We start from the raw sequence: 19,268 nt of genomic DNA, 5'->3' as shown, positions 1-19,268 counted from the left end.
AGCGTTCCCAGTTTCGTGGCGGAGTGCTATCACTTGCAAGGCGGCTGCTTGTAATGCTTGATCTAGAGCCTTTCTGTGAATAATTTCAGTACTTTTGTACTTTGTTTCGAATTATGACGCTAGTTGGTTTTTCAGAATTCGCCAATCTTCCTCACGGGTTTTTTGTACGAAATGGATGTATTGGAAAAACGTATACAACTAATGATTATATCGGCGCCTCTAATAGCCGTTTTGTGCAAGTAAAAAGACATAGGTTGGCGTTATCCAATAAACGTTATTACGCTTCAACAGTTTAGTTGACGCCCGATATGTGACGATCTCGCGGCAGTTGTCGCCCCCCGAAAAAATGGAGATGCAACGATGTCGCAATCACCGAGCAAGCTTCGCCTGAGCGCATTGATCGCCCTGGTGGTGGGTTCGATGATCGGTGGCGGGATCTTTTCCCTGCCGCAAAACATGGCCGCCAGGGCCGATGCCGGGGCGATCCTGATCGGTTGGGCGATCACCGCCGTTGGCATGCTGACCCTGGCGTTCGTGTTCCAGACCCTGGCCAATCGCAAGCCTGAGCTGGAGTCCGGGGTGTATGCCTATGCCAAGGCCGGGTTCGGTGACTACATGGGCTTCTCGTCCGCCTGGGGGTACTGGATCAGCGCCTGGCTGGGCAACGTCGGCTACTTCGTACTGCTGTTCAGCACCCTGGGTTATTTCGTTCCGGTCTTTGGCGAAGGCAACACGCCAATCGCCATCGCCTGCGCTTCGGTGCTGCTCTGGACCGTGCATTTTGTGGTGATGCGCGGGATCAAGGAGGCGGCGTTCATCAACCAGGTGACCACCGTGGCCAAGATCGTGCCGTTGATCATGTTCATCGTGATTGCCGCCGTGGCGTTCAAGGCGGACATCTTTACCCTCGATATCTGGGGGCGTAACAACCCGGAATTCGGCAGTGTGATGAATCAGGTTCGGCACATGATGCTGGTCACCGTGTTCGTGTTCATCGGTATCGAGGGGGCCAGTGTCTATTCGGCCCGGGCGGAGAAACGTTCCGACGTGGGCCGGGCGACGGTGATCGGGTTCATTGGGGTATTGGCACTGTTGGTGCTGGTGAACGTGTTGTCGCTGGGGATCATGACCCAGCCGGAACTGGCGAAACTGCAGAACCCCTCGTTGGCGGCGGTGCTTGAGCATATCGTCGGCCACTGGGGGGCAGTGCTGATCAGCGTCGGCCTGGCGATCTCGCTGTTGGGGGCGTTGCTGTCCTGGGCGCTGCTGTGCGCCGAAATCCTGTTCGCCACGGCGAAAGACAAGACCATGCCGGCATTCCTGACCAGGGAAAACGCCAACCGTGTGCCGGTCAATGCAATGTGGCTGACCAACTCGATGATCCAGCTGTTCCTGCTGATCACGCTGTTTTCCGCCGGCACCTACACCAGTCTGATTTACCTGGCGTCATCGATGATTCTGGTGCCGTACCTGTGGTCGGCGGCCTATGCGGTGTTGTTGTGCGTGCGCGGGGAAACCTACCAGCAGGCAAGCGCCGAGCGGAGCAAGGATTTGCTGGTTGGCGTCATCGCCTTGAGTTACGCGGTGTGGTTGCTGTACGCCGGCGGCTTGAAGTATTTGCTGCTGTCGGCGTTGTTGTATGCGCCGGGTGTGATCCTGTTTGCCAAGGCCCGCCATGAACAAGGCATGCCATTGTTCACGACGCTCGAGAAAGGCGTTTTCACTGCGGTCATCGGCGGCGCCGGGCTGGCGGCTTATGGGTTGTATAGCGGGTTGCTGAGTCTGTGAAGCTGCTGCTGGCGTATCAGCCACCCTATGACTGGCCGGCGATGCTGGGATTTTTGTCGGCACGGGCGATTGCGGGACTGGAAACGGTGGCTGACGGCGTCTACTCGCGCAGCATCGATCTGAAGGGGATGCACGGCAGCTTTTCTATCCGGCCTGCCAAGTCTGACGCCCTTGAGCTGACGCTGGATTTTCCCGACCCGAGCGCCGTGCCTGACATCGTCGCAAGCGTGCGGCGGATGTTCGATCTCGATACCGACCTCGCCACCATCCATCGGCATTTAGCGGGTGATCCGCTGATGGCCCGGTTGATTGCCGAGCGTCCCGGGCTGCGTGTTCCGGGGGCGTGGGACGGGCTGGAACTGGCGATCCGCGCGGTGCTGGGGCAGCAGATTACGGTGGTCGCGGCGATTCGCCTGGCGGGGAAACTGGTGGCGCAATATGGCGTGCCACTGGGTAAGCCGTTAGCGGGTTTGAGTCATGTGTTCCCCACGGCGCAGGTGTTGGTGCAGGCCGATCTGGCTGCGTTGGGCATGCCGAAAAGCCGGGGGCGGACCTTGTCGGGTGTGGCTCAGGCATTGCTCGATGATCCGCGATTGTTCGAGCCCGGTCGGGAGGGGGGCGTAGCGCGGTTGCTGGCGTTGCACGGGATTGGTGACTGGACGGCGCAATACATTGCGTTGCGCCAGTTGCGGGAGATGGATGGATTTCCCAATGGCGATGTAGGGCTGGTCAATGCGTTGGCGGCACTGGAGGGTGGGCCGGTGACGGCGAAGCAGCTGTTGGCGCGGGCTGAAGGGTGGCGGCCTTATCGAGGGTATGCGGCGCAGGTGCTGTGGACTTCATTGAGTCGGGTGGACTGAGTTGATCCGGAATTTGTATCGATAGTCCTGACGCCTTCGCGAGCAAGCCCGCTCCCACATTTGATCGCGGTCACCTGTGGGAGCGGGCTTGCTCGCGAAGGCGATCTGACGGTCACCACCACTGCGCGGGATGTGAACCCAGTTCAGTCGCGGGCAATGTCCACTGTAGTGGCGTCCCGATGATCTTCAGCGGCACCTGCAACCGATGCGCCGGCCCCCAGGACGTTTGCTCCACCAGCGTCCCCAGATCCTGTTGATCTTCGCCGCGCAACGACTCATCCGGGTCGGCCCCCTGCTCGATCAACAACTTCGCCGTGCGCGCCAACGACAATCGCGCCGAGCCACCTGTGCCGTCGCTCAACCGTCCCGCCAACAACCTGATCGCACTGGCCGCCATCAAATACCCGGTGGCGTGATCGAGTGCCTGCACCGGCAATGGCGTCGGCTTGGCCGCCGACCTCCAGCGCATGCCGGCTTCGGCAATGCCACTGCTCATCTGTACCAGGCTGTCGAAGCCCCGGCGATTTTGCCAGGGGCCACTCCAGCCATAGGCGTTGAGGCAAACATCAATCAGGCCGGGGCTCAGTTGCCGGCGTTGATTCGTGCCCAAGCCAAGTCGCTCCAGCGCATCGGCACGATAGCCGTGGAGCAGAATGTCGGCGTCCTTGAGCAGGGATTCGAATACGTCGCGGTCGGACTTGTCGCTCAGATCAAGACGCGCGCAACGTTTTCCCAACGTGACTTCCGGCACCACCCCCGGCTCGTTCCAGGTCGGCGGATCGATGCGCAGGACATCGGCGCCCAGGCCTGCCAGAAAGCGGCTGGCGATGGGGCCTGCCAGTACCCGGGTCAAGTCCAGCACCTTGATGCCGGCCAGGGGGCGGGCCACTGAACCTGTCCAGGGTTTGCGGCTCTGGCTTGGGTGGTTGGCGAACAGAACCAAGGGTTCGGCATTGACCGCCTGGCCTTGAGGATGGGTCTTCCATTTGTCCCAGGTGCGCATTTCGGCGGCACAGCCACCGGCATCGACCACCGCCTGTTCCAGCTCGCTTTTCGCCCATTGCGCCACTTTGCCGGCCATCGCTGCGCGGTCGGCACAGGCACCGAGCACGCGTTCGGCAGCGGCGCGGTGATGGGGCGCGTTGGTGTGCAGGCGAATCCAGCCGTCGCGGGTGGCGTAGTCGCCGGCCACCGGGTCCCACAGCGGTGGAACGCTCCAGCCTATGGGGCGAATCGAGGTCGCGAACCAGAAAGACGCCAGGCGTCGGTCCACTTCAAGGTCGGGCCGGCGTCCGGTCTGTTGGTGCAGCAGTTCGCTGGCGGCCTGGCCGGCGGCGGCGATGCTCGCGCAAGCCAGTTCGGTGACGGCAAATGCAGAGGGCAGGGCGCCCGTGGCGGTGAACGAGATCGGGGTGTTGGGCAAGCCGAGCGCGGCTTGAATGGACGTGAGTAAACCAGTCATCGAAGGCCCTCCGGAACGAGAGCGAGATCTTAGATCAAATCAGGTGACAAGCCAGGTGAAACCTGTGGGAGCGGGCTTGCTCGCGAAGACGGAGTGTCAGTCGACATCATTGTTGTCAGACACAACGCTTTCGCGAGCAAGCCCGCTCCCACAGTTTCCGGTGGTGCTGCTTACACGCGGAACTGATCCATCAACTTCATCTGGTGGGTGGTCAGGGTGTTGAGCTGGCTGCTGATCTGCGCCGACTCGGTGGCCTGGCCGGTCAGGGTTTCGGTGACGGTGCGGATCGCCGAGACATTGCGGTTGACCTCTTCGGCAACGGCGCTTTGCTGCTCGGCGGCGCTGGCGATTTGCAGGTTCATGTCGCTGATCACGGTGACCGCGTCGCTGATTTTGCTCAGGGCCTGGACCGCCTGCTGGATCTGCCCGGCGTTGCTGTGGGCCTGGGTCTGGCTCGAGTGCATGGTGGCGACCACACCGCGGGTACCGGACTGGATGCGTTCGATCACCAGGCGAATTTCCTCCACCGAATCCTGGGTGCGTTTGGCCAGGTTGCGCACTTCATCGGCGACCACCGCAAAGCCGCGACCGCTTTCGCCGGCGCGGGCCGCTTCAATCGCCGCGTTGAGGGCCAGCAGGTTGGTTTGCTCGGCGATGCTGCGGATCACTTCCAGTACCGAGCCGATCTGTTCGCTGTTCACCGCCAGGGCTTCGACTTCGGTCACGGCCTTGCTGACTTCGTCGGCCAGTTGATTGATGTCGCGGGTGCTGCGTTCGATGATCGACATGCCGTCGCGGGCCGACTGGTCGGCACCCTTGGCGGCGTTGGCCGCGTTCGAGGCGCTGTTGGCGACATCGTGGGCCGTGGCGCTCATTTCGTTGGACGCGGTGGCGACCTGGTCGATTTCGCGGAACTGCACCTGCATGCCTTCACTGGTCTGCCGGGCAATCTCGGACGACTGATCGGCCGTGCCACGGGCATCGGTGATGCTTTGCTTGATCTGCGCGATGGTCGGTTGCAGCTTGTCGAGGAAGCGGTTGAACCAGCTCACCAGTTCGCCCAGTTCGTCCTGCTTGCTGTAGTGCAGGCGCTGGGTCAGGTCACCGTCGCCACTGGCAATCGCCTTGAGCATTTGCGCCACGCTGTTGATCGGTCGGGTCACGCCGGACGCCGTGAGCCACATCAGCAGCAGGCCGATCACACCGGCAATCACCGCCACCGACAAGGCCTTGATCGTGCCGCTTTGCTGGGCATCGTCGAGTACCGCTTGCAGCTTCACCGAGTCGGCCAGCAGCACTTGTTTGGGCAAGTCGATCACCACGGCCCAGGCCTTGGCATCGGCAATCGGGCTGACCGGGTACACCGCGCGGATCAGGTCGCCTTGCTGGAGAATCTTCGGTGCGCCGCTGCCAAGCAGTTGCAGGATGTCCTTGCCGTCGGCACCCAGGGTGTCGCCGATGCTCTTGCCGACCTTGCCGGCATCGACACTGTAGGCGGCCAGCACACCAGTGCCGGAAACGATGAGCATGTGCCCGGCACTGTTGAACAGGTCGCGCTGGGAGTCGACCGCCGCCGCTTGCAGGGCGTCGAGGGCGATGTCGATACCGACCACGCCGATGGACTTGCCCTCCACCAGCAGCGGGACGGAAATGGTGGTCATCAACATTTCCTTGTTGCCGACCGTATCGGCATAGGGGTCGAGCAGGCAGATGCGCTTGCTGTCCCGAGGGCAGGTGTACCAGACGTTGTACGGATTGCCGCTGAGGTTCAGGGTGGTCTTGGTCATGTCCTCTTCGACCATGATCGTGTTGAGGGCATCACCCCCGGCGCGGCTCCAGTACGTAGCGAAACGCCCGATCTCGTTGGATTGACGGGCGGCGTCGTTGACGAACTCGCTGTCCTTGCCGTCCAGGCCGTTGGGTTCGAAGGCCAGCCAGATGCCCAGCACCTTGGCGTTGCGTTCGAAGGCGGTTTTCAGGCTCTGGTTCAACTCTTCTCGCAAGACGCCGGGCTCGAGCGAGCGCTTGGCGGCCAGGTTGCGCATGTCCTGGATCTGGTCCGCCAGGGCGGTCACCACCGTCAGGGTTTCACCGAAGGTCTTCTGCACCCGCACCGCCTGCTCGGCGGCCTTGGCCTGCAGCAGATCCTGCACACTGGTAGTGAGCATTCTGCTGCTGGAATCGCTGACCAGATCATCGTTCTGATTGGTCTGGTAGATATTCATGCCCACTATCAGGGCGACTACCCCCAGCAGGCACAGACCGGACAGCAGGACGATTTTCAGGCGGATGGACAGTGAGTCGAACATAGGGCGAACTCGCGAATGGATGAAGTGTTGGCTGTGAGCCGTTGCGGCTCACTCGCTAAATCCATTTAGCGCCGATCAATGCACATCGGCGTGAAGGCCAGGTTACATGAATGGGCTGCCGACGAACGGTAGTGGTTGAACGTTTGCGCAGAAAAATGTGCCGAAAATGGGGGTAAAAAGAGGAAAAAGTGCGGGGTGGATTCAGGCGGGTTGCGGCAGCGATTCCGGCCGTGACCAGATCCACAGGTTGCCCAGCCCCATCCCGGCAATTGCCAGGTAGATCGGCCAGCCGTGATCGAGCATCACCAACATGAGACCGGCGCATACCAGCATGCTGACGGTGGCACTGACCTTGGCCCGGCGGGCGATGACCTTGCCGTTGCGCCAGTTTTGGAGGATGGGGCCGAACAGCCGGTGGTTTTCCAGCCAGGCACTCAGGCGCGGCGAACTGCGGGTCGCAGCCCAGGCGGCCAGCAGGATGAACTCGGTGGTCGGCAGACCGGGAATGACGATCGCGATCAGGCCGATGCCCAGGCTGACATAGGCCAGCAGGCCGAAGAGGAGGCGGGAGAGTTTTGAAGAGGTGGGCATGGGCTCAAGGCAACATGTGAGGCGAATCGAAATCTTGCAGACTTGCTTCGTCCAATGTGGGAGCGAGCCTGCTCGCGATAGCGGAGTATCAGTCGACATAAATGTTGAATGTCAGACCGCTTTCGCGAGCAGGCTCGCTCCCACAGGGACAGTCGTGTGTCAGGCGACTTCTGGGGCGGTGGCGTAAGCCTGCTCCAGCAACACCGTGAAGCGGTTGAACGCGTCGAGGGCGCCTTTTTCTACTTCGGCTTCTTCCTGGGCGCTGAACTCAAGGCCGTCCAGGGTTTTGACGAAGCGCTTCCAGCCTTCCGCGCGGCCGCCGGCCGGTTCGCCGAGGTGACGGGCACCGAAGGTTTCGCTCAGGCCGAGGCCCACGGCACGCTTGATCAGGAATGCTGCACCGAGCTTCGAGCCTTCGGAGACGAAGAGCCAGCCCAGGGCCTCGGCCTTGGTCGGGTTCTTCAGGGCGCCGGCGACAGGTGCCGGTACATCGGTGTCCAGGTCCGCCAGATCGGCTTTGGCCGCATCGGCGCGGCAGCGGGCCGGCAGGTCCGGGACGATGGCGGTCAGTTCTGCATCGTTGTACAGCGACACCAGTTCCGACTGGAACAGGTACTGCGCCACCACGAAACGGGCGAAACTGGCCTGGGTTTCAAAGGGGGAGTGGGCCTTGACCAGGGCATCAAGCTTGCTGTGCGGCTCGTGGGTGATCTGGTTCAAACGCTGCGAACGCAAGTTGGGGCGTTGTTCGGTGGCCTGGGTAGTCATGGCAATTCCTTGGAAAAAGAAGAGGCGCTTGGTAACGAGACGAACAGGAGGGCGCCTGACAGTAAAAAAATCCTCGCCGGGCGGCTTGTTTAAAGCGCCCGGCGAGATGAGCGGATCAGATATCCCAGATCAGGTTGACCGCGAAGTTGCGACCCGGCTGGGTCAGGCGGTCGAGGTTGGCCGGTTGGGTCACCGAGGCTTCGCCGACACTGTCGTAACCGCGCACGTCATCCCACAGCCAGTACTTCTTGTCGGTCAGGTTGTAGACGCCGCCGCTGACGGTCACCTCGTCGGTCACCTTGTAGAACGCGCTCAGGTCCAGAATGCCGAAGCCCGGGGTCTTGAACTGGGTGCTGGTGCCGTCCGGGGTCTTGAAGGTGCTGCTGTCGACGCGGTCCTTCTTCTTCACCAGTGTCCAGTTGAGCACACCGCCGTAGGTGTCCTGCTCGTAACCGAGGCCGAACACACCGGTCAGCGGGTTGACGCTGTTGAGCGGCTCGCCGCTGTCGTCGTTGCGACCGTAGGCATAGGCCACCGAGCCCTGGGTGTACAGGCCTTGCGGCGCGCCGAAGGCGTCGAGGTTCAGGCGTCCCTTGACCTCGGCACCCTTGATGGTGGCGTGCTTGATGTTGTTGCTCTGGAACGTGGTCTCGGTGTAGCCGGGCGTGATGGCGTTCTCGTCGATGAAGTCGCGGTATTTGTTGTAGAACACGGCGATGTCAAACGAGCCCTGCTCGAAGTTGCCGCGTAAACCGGTCTCGTAGCTTTTGCTCTTTTCCGGTTCGAGGTCCGGATTAGGCGCGACCTGATAGCCACCGGCTAGGTTTTCGAAACGGCCATACAACGCCTTGGCGGTCGGGGTACGGAACCCTTCGGCGTACTGGCCGTACCAGGTGTAGTTATCGTTGAAGCTATAGGTGGTGCCAAACTTCGGCGACAGGCGATGCCAGGTCTTGGTCTCGTCGCTCACCGTGCCGTTGCCGCTCTGGTCGGCGGTGGCCAGGAACGCTTCGGTGATGTGCGGCTTGAGTTGGGTGTAGTCGTAGCGTGCACCGGGCAGGAAGGTCCAGTTGCCCCAACTGATCTGATCCTGGGCGAACAGGGCGTAGCTGTTGATGGTCGGGTCCGGGAAATCACTGGCCGGTGTCAGCGTGTCGGTGGCGCTGGGGGCGCCGATGACCCGGCAGGCGCCAGCCACGGTCAGGCAAGTGCCGGTACCGGTACGCAGGCCGGTGATTTTGTCCTGCTTGATGGTGGTGCCATAGGTGACGAAGTGTTCGGTGTCGGCGATGGCAAACGACTTGTCGACCTGGGCATCGAATACCCATTGGCGATCCTTGTAAGTGGTATCGCGGTTGCGCAGCACGGTCCGCGACGGCGCGTAGATTTCTTCGGTGGTCTGGTCGGTCTTGGCGATCTGGTAGTTCAGGGTCCACTTGATGTTGTCAGCCAGTGCACTGTCCAGGCCGAAGCTGTGTTCCAGGCCAAAGCGTTCGCGGGTGATCGTGTCGTTGCCGGTGCGGGACTTGTAGAAGCCGAAACCGCGTCCGGCATTGAACGGGCCGCCCACCGCGCTCAATTGATTGGTGTCGCGGTCGTCCTTGTAGTGCTCGTAGGTCAGGCCCAGGCGCGCGTCGTCGGCGTAATCCCAGCCCAGTTTTGCCAGCACGCTGGTGGTGCGAGCGTCCTGGGGGTTGGCTTCAGTACGGTTCAGGCCAGTGCCGCCGGTGTCGCCATAGGACTCTGTTTCATGCCCGTTGCGTTGACTGAAGTGCAACAGGCCATCGAACTCGCCGCTGCGGCCGGCGACGGTGCCGGACGTCAGCCAGCTTTCATCGGCGGAGCTGTAGCCGGTTTTCAGGCGTGCACCGACATCCTTGCCCGGTTTGATGATGTCGTCCGGGTCCAGCGTGTAGTAGCTGACCGCACCGCCAATGGCGTTGCTGCCATACAGCACCGACGCCGGGCCCCGGAGGATTTCCACGCGCTTGACGATTTCCGGGTCGACATAATTGCGGTTGGTCTGGGCATACGGGCCGTTGAAGAAACCGTCGGGCACCTGCACCCCGTCGACCTGGGTCAGCACGCGGTCGCCATCGATGCCGCGAATGTTGTAGCCGGTGATGCCGGCGCGCTGGCCTGCGCCGCCTACCGAAACGCCGGGTTCGTAGCGCACCAGTTCCTTGATAGTGTTGACGTTGTTGCGGTCCAGATCTTCGCGCGTGTAGACAGAGACCGTGCTCGGTACGCTGTTCACATCCTGCTCGTTACGGGTGGCGCTGATGGTGACCTGATCCAGATTGAGGGCACTGCTGCCGCTGCGCTTTTCCAGCACGATGCTGTTATTGCCCAGTTTGCGATAACTCAGGTTGGTCCCCACCAACAGGCGATCCAGGGCTTTCTCCGGCGACAGCGAACCACGGACGCCCGGCGAAGCCACACCTTGCGCCAGCTCCGACGACACGCCGACCTGCCAGCCGGTCACAGCGGTAAAGGCATTGAGTGCCGATACCAGAGACTGTTGGGGAATGGCGAAGGCGTAGTCGCCCATTTTGCGAGTCGACGGCTCGGTGGCGGTGGCGGCCATGAGCGGTGCGGCACCGGCCATCAGGATGGCAGCGGTCAGCAGTGACAGCATGCGGGAAGGTGAGGTGGCTGGGCGGGTGAGGCGAGAGGACATCGATAGCGCTCCGTGTCGCACGAATCTTTATAGGTGCTGATAGGCATAGTGAGATGCGAATCAATTGCATTGGCTATAACGAGACGTACAGGGTTTGGCTATCGAGTAAAAATAATTCTCATTCAGTTCAAGATGACCAGCGCCGGGAATTCCTGGAGCCGTGCCGAGGTGATGTGGGCCAGGGAGCGAACCACATCCAGTGGCTGATCGAGGCGGTAGTTGCCGGTCACGGCGACATCGGCCAACTGTTCGTTGTTGTTGATGATCCAGCCCGGGTAGTAGCGGCGAAGTTCCGCCAGCACCTGGTTCAACGGGCAGTTTTCAAACACCAGTCGCCCCTGGACCCACGCCAGGTCGGTGGCGGCATCCAGCTTGGCCGGGCGGTCGAAGCCGTTGGGGCCGATGCGAATGCTTTCCCCGGCGGACAAACGCACCCGCGCATCGTCACGGGTGGCGCGCAAGTCGACATCCCCGCGCTGCACCCGCACCTGTGCCACGCCGTCGAGGTAACGCACCGCAAATGCGGTATCGCGAACGCTGGCCGTGACCGGGCCGGCGTCGATTTCCAGTGGCTGGTTACGACTGGCCTGCACTTCGAAAAACGCTTCCCCCTGATACAGGCGGGCAACGCGTTGCTGGTCGTTGATGGTGCTTGAGAACGCCGAATTGGTATTGAGCAGGACTTTGGAGCCGTCCTCCAGTTGCAGGCGCTGGCGCTCGCCGACCACGGTCAGGTGATCGGCCTGCAGGCGCATCGGCAAATTGCTGAAATTGAACAGACCGAGCAGCAGCACGGCGGCAGTGGCCAGCGGTTTCCAGTGCGGACGCAGGCGGGCGAGGACCGTGACTTTCGCGGGACGGGCAGCCAGGCTTTGCGCGCATTGCGCCACGTGCGGGCCGTCCCAGATTGCCTGGGCCTTGGCGAACGCCTGGGCATTCAACGGATCGGCGTCAAGCCACGCCTGGAATTGGCGGGTCTGCTCCTCGTCGGGACTGCCGAGCACGATCAGCCAGTCCAGGGCCTGGTCCATCGCACTTGCGGGATCCTGCGCCGGTGAAGGCTCAGGGGGGCGGTGGTTGTCCGTCACGGTGTTTCCTCGGCAGGGGCTTTTGAGAAGCAGTTTTAAGCTGCAAGCCGCAAGCCGCAAGCTAAAGTTGGTTTCTGGATTGACTTGCAGCTTATAGCTTGCCGCTGCCGTCATGCCGTTCTGCAACCCCGATGCAGATCGACATGATCAATTTGAGCTCTTTCTGCACGGTACTGAGGGACACGTTAAGTTCGTCGGCGATCTCCTGGTAGCTATGCCCGTGCAGGCGGCTGAGGATGAAAATCCGCTGTTGGCGGGCGCTGAGTTCACTGAGGCTCACGTTCAGGCGCTCCAGCAATTGTTCGGCGTGGGCGGCATCTTCGGCGCTGCTGGTGGGGGCGGCGACGCTGTGCACCACCTCCTGCGGTACGTCGTCGACCATGGTGCGCGAATGGATGCGCCGTGCGCGCAAATGATCCAGCGCCAGGTTGCGCGCCGTCTGGAAGACAAAGGGCTCAAGATGATCGATGGCCCGTTCGCTCAATGCACGGGTCACCCGCAGGTAAGTTTCCTGCAAGAGGTCTTCAGCGGTGCTGTGATTGTTGACCATCCGCTCCAGCGTGCGCAGCAGGGAGGTGCGCTGGGCGAGGAAAACGTGGTTGAAGCGTGACTGACTCACGGGAGAACCTGATCCATTTCGAGCAAATGATAATGCTTATCATCTACTCGAGTGGTCAAGCACTGATTTGTGAAGTTTTACCCGCGACCCTGCAAATAGCTCGCGTAATCGGGAATCCGATGGGGATGCGCCTGATCCATCAACGGGCTGCTGAGCAGGTAGTCGGCGCTGCATTCGTTGCACGCCACCGGGATGTTCCACACGGCCGCGACCCGCAGCAATGCCTTGATATCCGGGTCGTGGGGTTGTGGCTCGAACGGGTCCCAGAAGAACACCAGCATGTCGACCCGCTGCTCGGCGATTTGCGCACCGAGTTGCTGGTCGCCACCCAGTGGACCACTGATCATGCTCTCCACGGGCAGGTCGAGGCGTTGTTGCAACAACAACCCCGTGGTGCCGGTAGCAACCAGATCATGCTGGACCAGCTTGTCTTTCTGTCGTTCGGCCCAGTCGAGCAAGAACACCTTGCAGTGGTCATGGGCAACCAGGGCGATACGCTTGCGCGCCGCCAGGGTCTTTTGCGTAAAACTGATGCCGATCATCGATTGTTGCTCCAGACATGACACGCAACTTGTAGGAGCGAGCCTGCTCGCGATGGACTGTAGAACACCGCGGGGCATCAGGTCCCCCGCGTTATCGTTAACGACCATCGCGAGAAGCTCGCTCCTACAAAGAAGGGGGGGGCGTGCTGCTTATTCTGCGTTGCACAGCGCCAGGCAGTTATCGAGCATGCGGTTGGAGAAGCCCCACTCGTTGTCGTACCAGGCCAACACCTTGAGCAGCTTGCCGCTGGACTTGGTGTGGTTGGCGTCGAAGATCGACGACAGTGGGTTGTGGTTGAAGTCGCTGGAGACCAGCGGCAGGGTGTTGTACCCAAGGATCTTCGAGTGCTGGCTGGCCTCTTTCATCAGCGCATTGACCTCATCGGCCGACGCTTCGCGCTTGAGCTGCACGGTCAGGTCCACCAGCGACACATTGATGACCGGTACGCGCACCGACATGCCAGTCAATTTGCCCGCCAGTTCCGGCAGCACCAGGCCCACCGCTTCAGCAGCACCGGTCTTGCTCGGGATCATGTTCTGGGTGGCCGAACGGGCGCGGTACGGATCGACGTGATAGACGTCGGTCAGGTGCTGGTCGTTGGTATAGGCGTGAATGGTGGTCATCAAGCCACTTTCGATGCCCAGCTCGCGGTGCAGCACCTGGGCCACCGGCGCCAGGCAGTTGGTGGTGCACGATGCGTTGGAAATGATCTGGTGCGACTGGCGCAGAATGTCGTGGTTCACCCCGTAAACCACGGTGGCATCGGCGCCTTTGGCCGGGGCCGAGATGATCACTTTGCGCGCGCCGGCCGTAATATGCGCGGCGGCTTTGGCCCGGTCGGTGAACAGGCCGGTGCATTCGAACACCACATCAATCTTTTCCGCGGCCCAGGGCAGGTCGGCCGGGTTGCGAATGGCGCTGACCGAAATGCGGTCGCCGTTGACCGTCAGGCTCTCCTGGTCATGCTGGACATCGGCATCGAACGTGCCGTGAACGGTGTCGTACTTGAGTAGATGAGCATTGATCGCGCTGTCGCCCAGGTCGTTGATGGCGACGATCTGCAGATCCTGACGGTAGCCCTGGGTATAGAGTGCGCGCAGGACATTACGGCCGATGCGGCCAAAACCATTGATTGCAATTCGAAGAGTCATAGTGCGGCGCTACCGTCGTTTTGTTGTTGGAATTACAAGATTATTCGCAAAAAAATAGAAAACAAGCCTTTTTGATGGCAATATTTTGTTCAATCTACAACGAGTGACCTGAATCAACTGGTCCAACCGATCAAGAAAACCGTCTGTCATCCCATCGACACCGGCCTTTGATCAGCATAGACAATCAGGTCGCCACATCCGTTAGCCTGGAGTTCTACACATGCATCCCCGCGTCCTTGAGGTCACCGAACGGCTTATCGCCCGCAGTCGCGCCACGCGTGAGGCTTACCTTGCATTGATTCGCGGTGCGGCCAGCGACGGTCCGATGCGCGGCAAGCTGCAATGCGCCAACTTCGCCCATGGCGTGGCCGGTTGCGGCAGCGACGACAAGCACAGCCTGCGGATGATGAACGCCGCGAACATCGCGATTGTTTCGTCATATAACGACATGCTCTCGGCGCACCAGCCGTACGAAGTCTTCCCCGAGCTGATCAAAAAGGCCCTGCGCGAAATCGGCTCCGTCGGCCAGTTCGCCGGTGGCACACCGGCCATGTGCGATGGCGTGACCCAGGGCGAGCCGGGCATGGAGCTGAGCCTGCCGAGCCGCGAAGTGATCGCGCTGTCCACCGCCGTGGCGCTGTCCCACAACATGTTCGACGGCGCGCTGTTGCTCGGCATCTGCGACAAGATCGTGCCGGGCCTGATGATGGGCGCGCTGCGCTTCGGCCATCTGCCGATGATCTTCGTGCCGGGCGGGCCGATGGTCTCGGGCATTTCCAACAAGCAGAAAGCCGACGTGCGGCAGAAATACGCCGAAGGCAAGGCGACCCGCGAAGAGCTGCTGGAATCGGAGATGAAGTCCTACCACAGCCCTGGCACCTGCACCTTCTACGGCACCGCCAACACCAACCAGCTGCTGATGGAAGTCATGGGCCTGCACCTGCCAGGCGCGTCCTTCGTCAACCCGAACACGCCGCTGCGTGATGCCCTGACCCGCGAGGCGGCGCACCAGGTCACGCGCCTGACCAAGCAGAACGGCGACTTCATGCCGATCGGCGAAATCGTCGACGAGCGTTCGCTGGTCAACTCGATTGTCGCACTGCACGCCACCGGTGGCTCGACCAACCACACCCTGCACATGCCGGCCATCGCCATGGCGGCGGGCATTCAACTGACCTGGCAGGACATGGCCGACCTCTCTGAAGTCGTGCCGACCCTGAGCCACGTCTACCCGAACGGCAAGGCCGACATCAACCACTTCCAGGCCGCGGGCGGCATGTCGTTCCTGATCCGCGAACTGCTGGAAGCCGGGCTGCTCCACGAAAACGTCAACACCGTGATGGGCCACGGCCTGAGCCGCTATACCCAGGAGCCGTTCCTCTACAACGGCGAGCTGGTGTGGCGCGAAGGCGTGACCGACAGCCTCGATGAAAGCATCCTGCGTCCGGTCGCCCGTGCGTTCTCGGCCGAAGGTGGCCTGCGGGTGATGGAAGGCAACCTCGGTCGCGGGGTGATGAAAGTCTCCGCCGTCGCCGTGGAAAACCAGATCGTCGAAGCGCCGGCCATGGTGTTCCAGGATCAGCAGGACCTGGCCGATGCGTTCAAGGCCGGTTTGCTGGAGAAGGATTTTGTCGCGGTGATGCGTTTCCAGGGACCGCGCTCCAACGGCATGCCCGAACTGCACAAGATGACGCCGTTCCTCGGCGTGTTGCAGGACCGCGGCTTCAAGGTAGCGCTGGTGACTGACGGACGCATGTCCGGTGCGTCGGGGAAAATCCCGGCGGCCATTCACGTCAGCCCCGAAGCTTATGTCGGCGGCGCTTTGGCGCGGGTGCAAGAGGGCGATATCATCCGCGTCGATGGCGTCAAAGGCACCCTGGAGCTTAAGGTGGACGCCGAAGAATTCGCAGCGCGCACGCCGGCCAAGGGCCTGTTGGGTAACAACATCGGCACCGGTCGCGAACTGTTTGGTTTCATGCGCATGGCCTTCAGCTCGGCGGAGCAGGGCGCCAGCGCCTTTACTTCTGCCCTGGAGACGCTTAATTGAAACTGGCTTTGGTCGGTGACATCGGTGGGACCAACGCACGTTTCGCGTTGTGGAAAAACCAGCAGCTGGAATCGGTCCAGGTGCTGGCAACGGCGGACTTCCCCAGCCCGGAAGAAGCGATCAGCCTCTACCTCGGCGGTCTGGGACTGGCGCCGGGTTCGATCGGCTCGGTGTGCCTGTCGGTGGCCGGTCCCGTCAGTGGCGATGAGTTCAAGTTCACCAACAATCACTGGCGTCTGAGTCGCAAGGGTTTCTGCCAGACCTTGCAGGTGGATCAACTGTTGCTGGTCAACGACTTCTCGGCCATGGCCCTGGGCATGACCCGTTTGCAGCCCGGCGAATTCCGCGTGGTCTGCGAAGGCATGCCGGAGCCGTTGCGCCCGGCCGTGGTGATCGGTCCGGGCACCGGCCTGGGTGTCGGCACCTTGCTCGATCTGGGCGAGGGCCGGTTTGCTGCGTTGCCAGGGGAGGGCGGCCACGTCGACCTGCCCCTGAGCAGCCCGCGTGAAACCCAACTGTGGCAGCACATCTTCAACGAGATCGGCCATGTCAGTGCTGAAACGGCGTTGAGCGGCGGCGGCTTGCCGCGCGTCTACCGGGCGATCTGTGCGGTGGACGGGCACACGCCGGTGCTCGACACCCCGGAAGCCATCACCGCCGCCGGGCTGGCGGGCGACCCGATTGCCGTGGAAGTGCTTGAGCAGTTCTGCTGCTGGCTCGGTCGCGTGGCGGGCAACAACGTGCTGACCAGCGGTGGACGCGGTGGCGTGTACATCGTTGGCGGAGTGATTCCACGGTTTGCCGATTTCTTCCTCGAAAGCGGTTTCGCCCGCTGCTTCGCCGACAAGGGTTGCATGAGCGATTACTTCAAGGGGATTCCGGTGTGGCTGGTGACGGCGCCGTATTCGGGATTGATGGGTGCGGGTGTGGCCTTGGAGCAATCTCTCCCAGCCTGAAATGCGATCAAAATGTGGGAGCGGGCTTGCTCGCGAATGCGGTGTGTCAGTCAACGAATGTGTTGAATGTAAAACCGCTTTCGCGAGCAAGCCCGCTCCCACATTGTTTCTGTGGTGTTTGCAGTTTCGGTGCTTAAGGCATAATCCGCCCAATTCCAATATCAAGGACGCCTTCCTGTGAGCTCAGTCAACAAGTCGATTTTGTTGGTCGATGACGATCAAGAGATACGCGAGTTGCTGGACACCTACCTGACTCGCGCCGGGTTCCAGGTGCGTGCCACTGCCGATGGCGCCGGTTTTCGCCAGGCGCTGAACGAGGCGCCGGCCGACCTGGTGATCCTTGACGTGATGCTGCCCGACGAAGACGGCTTCAGCCTGTGTCGCTGGATTCGCCAGCACCCACGCCAGGCGCAGGTGCCGATCATCATGCTCACCGCCAGTTCCGACGAAGCCGACCGTGTCATCGGCCTGGAGCTGGGTGCCGACGATTACCTCGGCAAGCCGTTCAGCCCACGGGAATTGCAGGCGCGGATCAAGGCGTTGCTGCGCCGCGCGCAGTTCGGTCAGGAGCGTAACGGCGGTGAGGTGCTGGCCTTCGATGACTGGCGCCTGGACATGGTCAGCCATCGGCTGTTTCACATCGATGGCGAAGAGGTGATTCTCTCGGGTGCCGACTTCGCACTGCTGAAACTGTTCCTCGACCACCCGCAGGAAATCCTCGACCGCGACACCATCGGCAACGCGACCCGTGGCCGTGAACTGATGCCGCTGGATCGCATCGTCGACATGGCCGTCAGCCGGTTGCGCCAGCGCCTGCGCGACACGGAAAAACCGCCACGGTTGATCCGCACCGTACGTGGCAGCGGCTACCAACTGGCGGCCAATGTGGTTGCCGGCAATGGCCACTGAGATGTTGCGCAAGCTCGCCGCCAGGGTGCCGATGCCGCGTTCGCTGCTCGGGCGGATGTTGCTGTTGACCCTGCTGGCGGTGTTGTTCGCCCAGGCGTTGTCGAGCGTGATCTGGGTGTCGCAACTGCGCGCCACGCAGCTCGAGGGCCTGGTCACCAGCGCCCGCAGCCTGGCCCATTCGATGACGGCCAGTGTCAGTTATTTCCGTTCGTTGCCGGTGGCGTTTCGGCCCCTGGTGCTCGATCAGTTGCGCAGCATGGGCGGCACCCGGTTCGTGGTCACGCTCAACGACAAACCCCTGGGCATGGAAGTGCTGCCCATCACCCCGCGCAAAGAGGCGGTGCTCAAGGCGGTGGACGAGGTGCTGCGCCAGTCCCTCGGTCAGGACACGGACATCTCGGTGACCTTCGTCAGCCCGGAAGACCTGCGCATCTTCAATGGCGGCCTGAAACTCGATGAGTTGCCACGCTCCTGGGCGCACTACGCGTTGACCCTGGAACCGGTGAACCCGCCGGTGCTGGTCACGCAGATCCAGATGGCACCGGGCGAATGGCTGTACATCGCCTCGCTGCTGCCCGAGCCCTACACCAGTCTTGAAGAGCAGGGCCTGCCGGCGCAGCAGGTGTGGTTCATCGTCCTGACCAGCGGCTTTCTGCTGTTGTTCATCGGCCTGCTGGTGCACTGGCAGAGTCGTCCGCTCAAGCGCCTGGCGCGGGCCGCGCGCGATCTGTCGCTGGGGGCCGACGTGGAACCGGTGGCCGAGGGCGGTGGCAGCGAAGTGGTCGAGGTCGGGCGCGCCTTCAACACCATGCGCGAGCGCATCAGCCGTTACCTGACCGAGCGCAGCCAGTTGTTCAGTGCGATTTCCCACGACCTGCGCACGCCGATCACCCGTTTGCGCCTGCGCGTTGAATTGCTCGAAGACGAAACGCTGCAAGCCAAGTTCGGGCGCGATCTGGACGAGCTCGAATTGCTGGTCAAGGGCGCGCTGCAATGTGTGAAGGACACCGACATCCACGAGAACATCGAGCCGGTGGACCTCAACCATGTGCTCGACTGTCTGGTGGAACCGTACCTGGCCCCCAACGGCAATGGTCGCGTGACCCAGCAGGGGCGGGCGCTGGCGGCGTATCCGGGCAAACCGCTGGCGCTCAAGCGCTGCATCGGCAACCTGATCGACAATGCGTTGAAGTACGGGCAGAACGCGCACCTGCACATCGATGACGATGACCGCGCGTTCATCCTGCATGTCGATGATGAAGGGCCCGGCGTGCCGGAGCAGCGGCTGGAGCAGGTGTTCGAACCGCATTTCCGTCTGGCCGGGCAGCAGCAGGGGTACGGGTTGGGACTGGGGATTGCCCGCAACATTGCCCATAGCCATGGTGGAGAGGTCAGCTTGCAGAACCTGCGTGAGGGCGGGTTGCGGGTGACCCTGCAGTTACCGCGCAGTGTCGACTAGTCAGACCGCGTTATCGTTCTTCGCGAGCAAGCCCGCTC

General features: G+C 61.9%; 14 protein-coding genes and 2 pseudogenes. 6 read left to right on the top strand and 10 right to left on the bottom strand.

Going from position 1 to position 19,268, the window contains the following annotated elements; all coding sequences use genetic code 11:
• The first annotated feature begins 360 nt into the window (after window positions 1–360).
• A complete protein-coding gene (arcD, locus tag KW838_RS06105; protein ID WP_218500697.1) occupies window positions 361–1,788 on the top strand; it encodes an arginine-ornithine antiporter in 1,428 nt (475 codons plus the stop codon).
• On the top strand, window positions 1,785–2,648 hold the full coding sequence (locus KW838_RS06100) for a DNA-3-methyladenine glycosylase (RefSeq protein WP_218500696.1): 864 nt from the start codon (window positions 1,785–1,787) through the stop codon (window positions 2,646–2,648). Before arcD ends, KW838_RS06100 begins: the two co-directional genes overlap by 4 nt.
• Window positions 2,649–2,760: 112 nt before the next feature.
• Here the strand turns inward: KW838_RS06100 and KW838_RS06095 are convergent, their stop codons facing one another.
• The 10 genes and pseudogenes from KW838_RS06095 to gap all read right to left on the bottom strand — a co-directional run bounded on the left by KW838_RS06095 (window position 2,761) and on the right by gap (window position 13,859).
• Window positions 2,761–4,110 (bottom strand): CoA transferase, encoded by a 1,350-nt coding sequence (locus tag KW838_RS06095; protein WP_218500695.1) that lies wholly within the window; start codon window positions 4,108–4,110, stop codon window positions 2,761–2,763.
• Window positions 4,111–4,280: 170 nt separating this feature from the next.
• Window positions 4,281–4,808: pseudogene (locus tag KW838_RS29830) on the bottom strand (methyl-accepting chemotaxis protein); the annotation flags it as partial.
• Window positions 4,809–5,186: 378 nt separating this feature from the next.
• Window positions 5,187–6,155: pseudogene (locus tag KW838_RS29825) on the bottom strand (chemotaxis protein); the annotation flags it as partial.
• Between the two features lie 465 nt (window positions 6,156–6,620).
• The gene (locus KW838_RS06085; RefSeq protein ID WP_218500693.1) at window positions 6,621–7,010 is read right to left on the bottom strand and encodes a YbaN family protein; all 390 of its coding nucleotides are present in this window, start codon (window positions 7,008–7,010) and stop codon (window positions 6,621–6,623) included.
• Between the two features lie 159 nt (window positions 7,011–7,169).
• On the bottom strand, window positions 7,170–7,778 hold the full coding sequence (locus tag KW838_RS06080; protein WP_218500692.1) for a biliverdin-producing heme oxygenase: 609 nt from the start codon (window positions 7,776–7,778) through the stop codon (window positions 7,170–7,172).
• A gap of 115 nt (window positions 7,779–7,893) precedes the next feature.
• Complete coding sequence (locus tag KW838_RS06075) at window positions 7,894–10,458, bottom strand: TonB-dependent receptor (RefSeq protein ID WP_218500691.1); 2,565 nt, start codon at window positions 10,456–10,458, stop codon at window positions 7,894–7,896.
• Window positions 10,459–10,580: 122 nt separating this feature from the next.
• Window positions 10,581–11,546: a FecR domain-containing protein gene (locus tag KW838_RS06070; RefSeq protein ID WP_102700504.1), complete on the bottom strand. Its 966-nt coding sequence runs from the start codon at window positions 11,544–11,546 to the stop codon at window positions 10,581–10,583.
• A gap of 91 nt (window positions 11,547–11,637) precedes the next feature.
• Window positions 11,638–12,165, bottom strand: coding sequence for an RNA polymerase sigma factor (locus KW838_RS06065; RefSeq protein ID WP_102700505.1), 528 nt, complete (start codon window positions 12,163–12,165; stop codon window positions 11,638–11,640).
• Window positions 12,166–12,242: 77 nt separating this feature from the next.
• On the bottom strand, window positions 12,243–12,707 hold the full coding sequence (locus tag KW838_RS06060; RefSeq protein WP_218500690.1) for a methylglyoxal synthase: 465 nt from the start codon (window positions 12,705–12,707) through the stop codon (window positions 12,243–12,245).
• A gap of 150 nt (window positions 12,708–12,857) precedes the next feature.
• A complete protein-coding gene (gene gap / locus KW838_RS06055) occupies window positions 12,858–13,859 on the bottom strand; it encodes a type I glyceraldehyde-3-phosphate dehydrogenase (protein WP_007974423.1) in 1,002 nt (333 codons plus the stop codon).
• A gap of 220 nt (window positions 13,860–14,079) precedes the next feature.
• Here gap and edd point away from each other — a divergent pair, with 220 nt between their 5' ends.
• From edd to KW838_RS06035, 4 genes are all read left to right on the top strand, one after another.
• Window positions 14,080–15,906 (top strand): phosphogluconate dehydratase, encoded by a 1,827-nt coding sequence (edd, locus tag KW838_RS06050; RefSeq protein ID WP_218500689.1) that lies wholly within the window; start codon window positions 14,080–14,082, stop codon window positions 15,904–15,906.
• The gene (locus KW838_RS06045) at window positions 15,903–16,862 is read left to right on the top strand and encodes a glucokinase (protein WP_218500688.1); all 960 of its coding nucleotides are present in this window, start codon (window positions 15,903–15,905) and stop codon (window positions 16,860–16,862) included. The genes edd and KW838_RS06045 overlap by 4 nt, the downstream gene beginning before the upstream one ends.
• Window positions 16,863–17,039: 177 nt before the next feature.
• Window positions 17,040–17,771, top strand: coding sequence for a response regulator (locus tag KW838_RS06040; RefSeq protein WP_007974429.1), 732 nt, complete (start codon window positions 17,040–17,042; stop codon window positions 17,769–17,771).
• A 31-nt stretch (window positions 17,772–17,802) separates the two neighbouring features.
• Window positions 17,803–19,230, top strand: a complete 1,428-nt coding sequence (locus tag KW838_RS06035; protein ID WP_015096573.1) for an ATP-binding protein — start codon at window positions 17,803–17,805, stop codon at window positions 19,228–19,230.
• Window positions 19,231–19,268 lie beyond the last annotated feature (38 nt).

The sequence above is a fragment of the Pseudomonas sp. PDM27 genome, assembly GCF_019219205.1.
Lineage (GTDB): Bacteria > Pseudomonadota > Gammaproteobacteria > Pseudomonadales > Pseudomonadaceae > Aquipseudomonas > Aquipseudomonas laurylsulfatiphila.
This window is presented reverse-complemented; position numbering and strand designations above follow the sequence as displayed.